We start from the raw sequence: 6,071 nt of genomic DNA, 5'->3' as shown, positions 1-6,071 counted from the left end.
TTACTATAATCATAAAAGGATAAAAGGTAAATTAAATGGCATGAGCCCAGTACAATACCGAACTCATGCCAAAGTTGCATAAATTTAATAACGTGTCTAACTTTTTGGGGTCACTTCATTTTAGATTATCGTCATATTGCTGAAGACTCGAATTATAATTATCTTAAAAGAGAATAAAAATAGTCTTCAAGAAAAGCCCCCGTTTGCTGGATGCTAGAATGGAAAACAACTCATAAAAATTTAGAAAGATGAACGATTTCTTTAATAACAGAATCAACTTCCTTGTTATCTTTAATTATAAATAAATGATCTGCTTCTCCCTCTTCTGGATCCACAACACCTTCTAATCGTGATTCAACTTGTTGTCTCAAGAGCACTTCCTTAAAATTTGAATAAGGTCCTCTGAATATATTTGTCCTTCGTTGACTATGAATAACACGGTCATAGAGAATTTCATCTGGAATATCAAAATGAACCAATATTCGTACAAACTCATCTCTATCATATATTTCCTCAAGCAAATACTTTCTCCCTTTTCTAGTTCGATTTGCACTACACGAAATAATATGAAAGTCCGTGTGTTCTTTGGCATAATTAACAATTAACGTTGAGATAGAATGCTTTAGAATGTTAGGCCCTTGTTTTGGTTGTAGCTTCTCGTAATATGTATTTATAAATTCAGCATGGTTATCTTGGTCCATTACAAAAGAGTTATTTAACTTTTTCTCTAAGGCTTTTGCAAATGTAGTTTTTCCACTATGGGTTTTACCTACTGTGATAATAACTAATCTTTTCATAATTCCCCTTACGTTCTTTGCTTTTTATTAGGCTCTTTTCTTCTCCATAAATACTTTTAGCTTCCCTTCCCTAATGTATAGATCCCAACTGTCGGGGTGAACTTCCCCACATATAACATCAGGATTAAATTCATTTAATAATTCTTCTATTAGAGATAACAGTAAATGATATTTCTCTTGCCATTCTTCTTCATGTGTTATTCCTAAAACTCCTACAGTAGTCATCAATTTAGCCTTCATAAACTAGTTTTCCTTTGTAAGCACTCTCACTTCGTTACTATAATCTATTCTTCAATTACAGACAACATATCCTTTATAATGATCCCTGAATACACATTATTTCAAATATTAAATATTTTAACAACTTCTTATTCCACAATTTATCCTAAAAAGAAAAAAACGCCTATCTAGATTGCAGATTTGCGCCTTTTGCTAAATAGTATTTTCATGTTGTCATTCCATTAGTAGCTAAACCTCTATTAATACTAATCATCTCATGTTATTATGTTAAATAAAATTGTAAGTTAATGTGTTTTACAAGGAACTGTCATCCCATCCAACTACTCCTACATTTATAAATACTCTTTATTAATTTCCCTTGATCGTTTTGCAGCTGTTTTGACTGCTTGCTTAATTGCCTTGCCCCCGCCAAATTTTTGTAACGCATCTAACCCCGCTTGTGTTGTTCCATTTGGAGATGTTACATTTTCTCTTAATTTTGATGGAGATTCGTCTCGTTCCATAATCATTTTGGAAGCACCTAGCATTGTTTGAACACTAATTTTTCGTGCTGTTTCTTCTTCTATACCCCCGTCAACTGCTGCTCGTTCAATTTGTTCTATTAAATAGTAAAAATAAGCTGGACCACTGCCGGCAATTCCAGTAAATAGATCCATTTTCTCTTCCTCAATTAAGTAAACTTCACCAAAGCACTCTAATATTTGCTTTACTATCATTACTTTGTCCATTTCAACATTAGATCCAGTAGACACCCCTGTTGCCGATTCTCTTACCATACTAGAAGTATTTGGCATTACTCTTATTACTTGCTGTCCTTCATTTAATCGTTCCTCTATAAAAGCTGTTGTGATACCTGCCATTACTGATAAAATAACTTGATTCGGTTTTATTTTATTCTTTAAAAATGTTAGAGCTGATTCCGCATCTTTTGGCTTCATAGCTAAAACAATAAAATCTATTTCAGAAAAATTGATATCATCCTTTGTATCTCCACGAATCCCGTATCTATCCTCAAGTGTGCGTAGTCTTTCCATATTACTTTGATTACTTACAATGATATGGTTATTTGGAATCTTCTTTGTATAAATCAGCCCTGATATCATAGCTTCCGCCATTGAACCAGCACCTAAAAATGCAACCTTTTCGTTTTGTAACATCTACTCTTACCACTCCAGTTTTTATTAAAAATGTTTATTTTAGGTCTCTTTCAAAAGATACAGTTAATAGTCTACAGAACTACTTAAGTTTGAGAAAACGCCATTTACACGCCTAACTAGCAACCTCATTGAATTGAATACGATCATTAATACTCATATGAGCGATTCTTACAATTGCTAGCAAATGCTTCAACATCCTACCAAACATATATTGTAAACGCTCTATATAACCTATATGCCATATCAATGTTTTAAATTTCTATATAAACTAAGGTTCTTTTCGTAAACTTTGTTGCTATATAGATAAAAACGTCGTTTTACTCAACAGTCATCGTTTTATAAAAGTAACGATGCTCCGAAACTTAGTTGTATACGAGTTTATTTTTTTGTATAAAAACTGTCTAAACTAAAAAGCAGACCTTCAAAATTTAAAGTCTACCAATGATGTTTCTTTTTATTTAACAATTCAAAAGAATTTACGGAATGAAAAAGCCATCCCTATATGGAACGGCTACTTTTATAAAACCATTAAAGAGCTCTGTTATGGTTAATGCAAATTTAAACCTGTACATTTAATAAAGCTCACTCCTTTATATAGTTTATATTTCACCAGCCATTTTCAAAATAGCTTCAATAATTGCATCAGGTTGGTCAAACATCATATTGTGACCGCTATTCGGAACTAAAATAAGCTCACTATTATTTGATAAATCGGTTTGTTGTTTTTGAGCATCTTTCCATTGCTGATCAATAATATTCGCCTCTTCTTCTGAAAATCCTAATCCGATTGTACCTAATATCATTTCTCTATCTATATCACTTGGTGTAATAATTAGTAGAGGCTTATCATCTAGGTGTTGAGTATCCTTCAATAGCTTCTCTAATGATCTTAATTGTTTGAATTCTTCATCGGTTATTTTGAAAAAATCAGAGTCGTATTGAACATTGACCTGCTTTTCTGCTGAAAGGTAATAGGGAATTGCATCGCCAAGCATTGCCTCCCCAAATAAGCGTATAATTCCAAATTGAGATAATATACGATATACTGTTTGATCTTGTGACTCAAAATACACATCATTAAATGTTGTAGCTTTTTCTGTAAAATATTCATTTCGTGCATCAACAAGAATTAAGCCTGAAACCTTTTCAGGATATTTATCTGCAAAGAGACGAGAATAAATCCCTCCAAGTGAATGACCCACTAATATTACTGGGGTATCAATATTAGAATATTCAATAATTTCACTTAAATCATCTATCGTCGTATCGATATTGTATCCATTAGGATGTGGCTCACTCCACCCAAGCCCTGCTCGGTCATAAGTAATTACTTCAGAATGTTTTGATAGCTCTTTCTGGACGTATGACCAATCATAGGACCATGAACCAGCTCCTGCTTCAATAACAATAGATGGTAGATTCGTTTTTTTCCCTTGAATATTCACATGTATTTCTCTATCTCCTACATCAACCATTTCTCCATCTGGATGAAAGTTGTTTTTAACATTTTTGTAACTCGTATATTCATACAAAAAACCTGCTACCAATGTAAGTAGAATGATAGTAATTAAAGTTATTCCTATTAATTTTAACTTTCTAAATGTTTTAGTAGCATTCCTATATTTAATTTCCAAATTTATTACATCTCCCTTAACTAAGCTACTATTTTATAGCTTATTATGGCTTTTATTTCATAACTTTTCTGAACCACTATTTGTTTCACTATCCGTTAAAAAAAGCTCCTATGTACAGTTGCAAAAATACTAATAAGTAATTGTCGCCTTGTTACACTCTTCTTTCGATGGCTAATACTTATTTCTTCGAACAGAATCGTAAAGTTTCAAATCACCATTTTAAGAAATAATCGTTCCTACCCTTTCTTTTAGTAAGGCTCTTTTCGTAAACTTTGTTGCTATTATTATCAATTAAATACAAAAAAAGTGGTTATTATATTGTAAGTCATCGTTGTACTGAAGAAAAGATGCCACGAACTCTAGTTGTGTACTGTTCTATTTCTTAATACGAGAAACAACAATCAATGCAAAAACAGCCTTTAGTAATTTGCTATCCACCTTTTCACCTCTTTTATATTATTGTTAATAATTATCTATTCTAGAATCTTCCATATATCCCTGCATTAATAGTTATCATACTTCGCAATGTAATTTGGGAGTATTTTGCCCTTCTGCTTTGTTATCCAATGATGCAGCTACATACTATGGGTAGGATAAGCAAAAGTGGCTATAAAGCGTTAATAAAATTACAATATTAAAAAGCCCAATCTCTCAGTATTAAAAATGAGAAAATGGACTTTTTTCGTTACTAAAGAAAAAGTTTAGTTATTTCTGGTTGACGTATTAATATGTATTATTTTTATGGAAGTTGCAATAAGAACATTACTAATTCCACTTTATCAAGAATGCATTTTCTATATAGAATTGATATAGCGATAGCAAATTTTTAAAAAATAACTGACCCTAACAATTAGATTGTTATTTGCCACCTATCTAGTAACAATATAGTTATACAGTGCGCAAACAATAATGTATCGTGTAGAAAACAAATCCATATTTTGAAGGTAGGTCACTCTGGTATCTTTCTTGTAGATGTCTCTAATTTAAAACTTATATCCTTCAAATACTTTTAATCCCTCTTCATTTAATATTTTCTCTACCACTACTGGTTTTTGAGGACTTTTATCAAATACTTCTTTGCATGATATCATAATGTTACTACCTGCTATTTTTGCTAATTGATCATGAGATACACTGTATACTATTTTTCCGAGATTCGACCAAACCATAGCTCCTGAGCACATTACACAAGGTTCACAACTGGTATAAAGACTATATTGACTTAGATCAAAAATATTATGTTCAGAACAAAATTTTCTAATAAGTCCAATTTCAGCATGGTGAGTAGGATCACACAAAGTATTAATTTTGTTTTCCCCAATCATTACTACAGCATCACCTTTTACTAATATAGCTCCAAAAGGTTCATTTCCTGCCGTTCTAGCTTGAAAAGCGATATCCAGTGCTTGTTTCATAAAATATTCATCATTTTTCGTCATTTTATTAAACCTCCATCTAAATGTTGAGAACTACTTATTTTCTATTATGGTTTCCAACGTCAATTATTACTTAAGATTTATTAAAAGATTATGTAAAGTAGCTAAGGGTTGGCTCTAAGATTAGAATTATATAGTTCTTAAAGTTCTTTATCTTATCACAAATTTCACTCACATGACTTCCTGATGTAGGGTTTGTGTAATATGATGGCTTTTATTAAATACCCATACATCATAAATATCATTATTAACATCCTAGGTCCTATCCAAAAAAAAGCTTTTCATTAAGGGCCATTTCGTAAAAAGCGCAATGTTAGTTCATTCCTTCCATTTTGCTAAAACTCAATTTTCAATCCATTTAGTTACGGTAAAAGAAATTTCTTTGGTATTTGGGTCGTGCTCTAAATATCCTCCATAACGTCAAACTAATAGACCATAATCAAACGTTCTACTAAAAAACCAAATATCGTAATAATTTATTCTTTCTCATAGAACTCTAAGGTTCTTCATTATCCAGTTTTCATCCTCAATAAATATTGGGCTATTATCTATACCTAAATATAAGTATGCTTCATTGGAAACAGTGTATTACTTCTTATCCCCATATGTATCACTAAAATGAAAAAGAGGCTTACTTTTTTTCATTTTAGCACTATATAGATGAAGTCTGTCATTAATTCTTTTAAGCTGGACTGTCAACACCTAACTAGACAATTTTCTTAAGGTGTTTATTTTTGTACTCAATAGGACTTGCATAACCTAGTGTGCTATGAATACGAATATGGTTAAACCAATGCACGTAGTCAT

The 6,071-nt window shown here is 31.6% G+C and carries 7 protein-coding genes; 1 reads left to right on the top strand and 6 read right to left on the bottom strand.

Annotated elements, in window-relative coordinates:
* On the top strand, nt 1–82 hold an 82-nt coding region (locus ACSVDA_RS24495; RefSeq protein WP_485884303.1), incomplete at its 5' end, for an IS3 family transposase.
* A 148-nt stretch (nt 83–230) separates the two neighbouring features.
* Here the strand turns inward: ACSVDA_RS24495 and ACSVDA_RS24490 are convergent.
* The 6 genes from ACSVDA_RS24490 to ACSVDA_RS24465 form a co-directional block, all read right to left on the bottom strand.
* Nucleotides 231–797 (bottom strand): ATP-binding protein, encoded by a 567-nt coding sequence (locus ACSVDA_RS24490; RefSeq protein WP_485887004.1) that lies wholly within the window; start codon nt 795–797, stop codon nt 231–233.
* A 27-nt stretch (nt 798–824) separates the two neighbouring features.
* A complete protein-coding gene (locus ACSVDA_RS24485; RefSeq protein ID WP_485887002.1) occupies nt 825–1,022 on the bottom strand; it encodes a hypothetical protein in 198 nt (65 codons plus the stop codon).
* 347 nt (nt 1,023–1,369) lie between these two features.
* On the bottom strand, nt 1,370–2,194 hold the full coding sequence (gene proC / locus ACSVDA_RS24480) for a pyrroline-5-carboxylate reductase (protein WP_485887000.1): 825 nt from the start codon (nt 2,192–2,194) through the stop codon (nt 1,370–1,372).
* A gap of 599 nt (nt 2,195–2,793) precedes the next feature.
* Nucleotides 2,794–3,828: an alpha/beta fold hydrolase gene (locus tag ACSVDA_RS24475; RefSeq protein ID WP_485886998.1), complete on the bottom strand. Its 1,035-nt coding sequence runs from the start codon at nt 3,826–3,828 to the stop codon at nt 2,794–2,796.
* Between the two features lie 983 nt (nt 3,829–4,811).
* Nucleotides 4,812–5,267: a nucleoside deaminase gene (locus ACSVDA_RS24470; RefSeq protein ID WP_485886996.1), complete on the bottom strand. Its 456-nt coding sequence runs from the start codon at nt 5,265–5,267 to the stop codon at nt 4,812–4,814.
* A gap of 703 nt (nt 5,268–5,970) precedes the next feature.
* The gene (locus ACSVDA_RS24465) at nt 5,971–6,063 is read right to left on the bottom strand and encodes an IS3 family transposase (RefSeq protein WP_485886873.1); all 93 of its coding nucleotides are present in this window, start codon (nt 6,061–6,063) and stop codon (nt 5,971–5,973) included.
* Between the last annotated feature and the right edge of the window lie 8 nt (nt 6,064–6,071).

It is taken from the genome of Cytobacillus sp. Hm23 (assembly GCF_051842895.1).
Taxonomy (GTDB): domain Bacteria; phylum Bacillota; class Bacilli; order Bacillales; family SM2101; genus Nanhaiella.
Note: the sequence above shows the minus strand (reverse complement) of the source record. Positions and strands in the feature narration are given on the sequence as shown.

Coding starts and splice junctions, on each gene's coding strand:
- proC (WP_485887000.1), bottom strand. CDS start 2,194: ATGTTACAAAACGAAAAGGTTGCATTTTTAGGTGCTGGTTCAATGGCG.
- ACSVDA_RS24470 (WP_485886996.1), bottom strand. CDS start 5,267: ATGACGAAAAATGATGAATATTTTATGAAACAAGCACTGGATATCGCT.
- ACSVDA_RS24485 (WP_485887002.1), bottom strand. CDS start 1,022: ATGACTACTGTAGGAGTTTTAGGAATAACACATGAAGAAGAATGGCAA.
- ACSVDA_RS24490 (WP_485887004.1), bottom strand. CDS start 797: ATGAAAAGATTAGTTATTATCACAGTAGGTAAAACCCATAGTGGAAAA.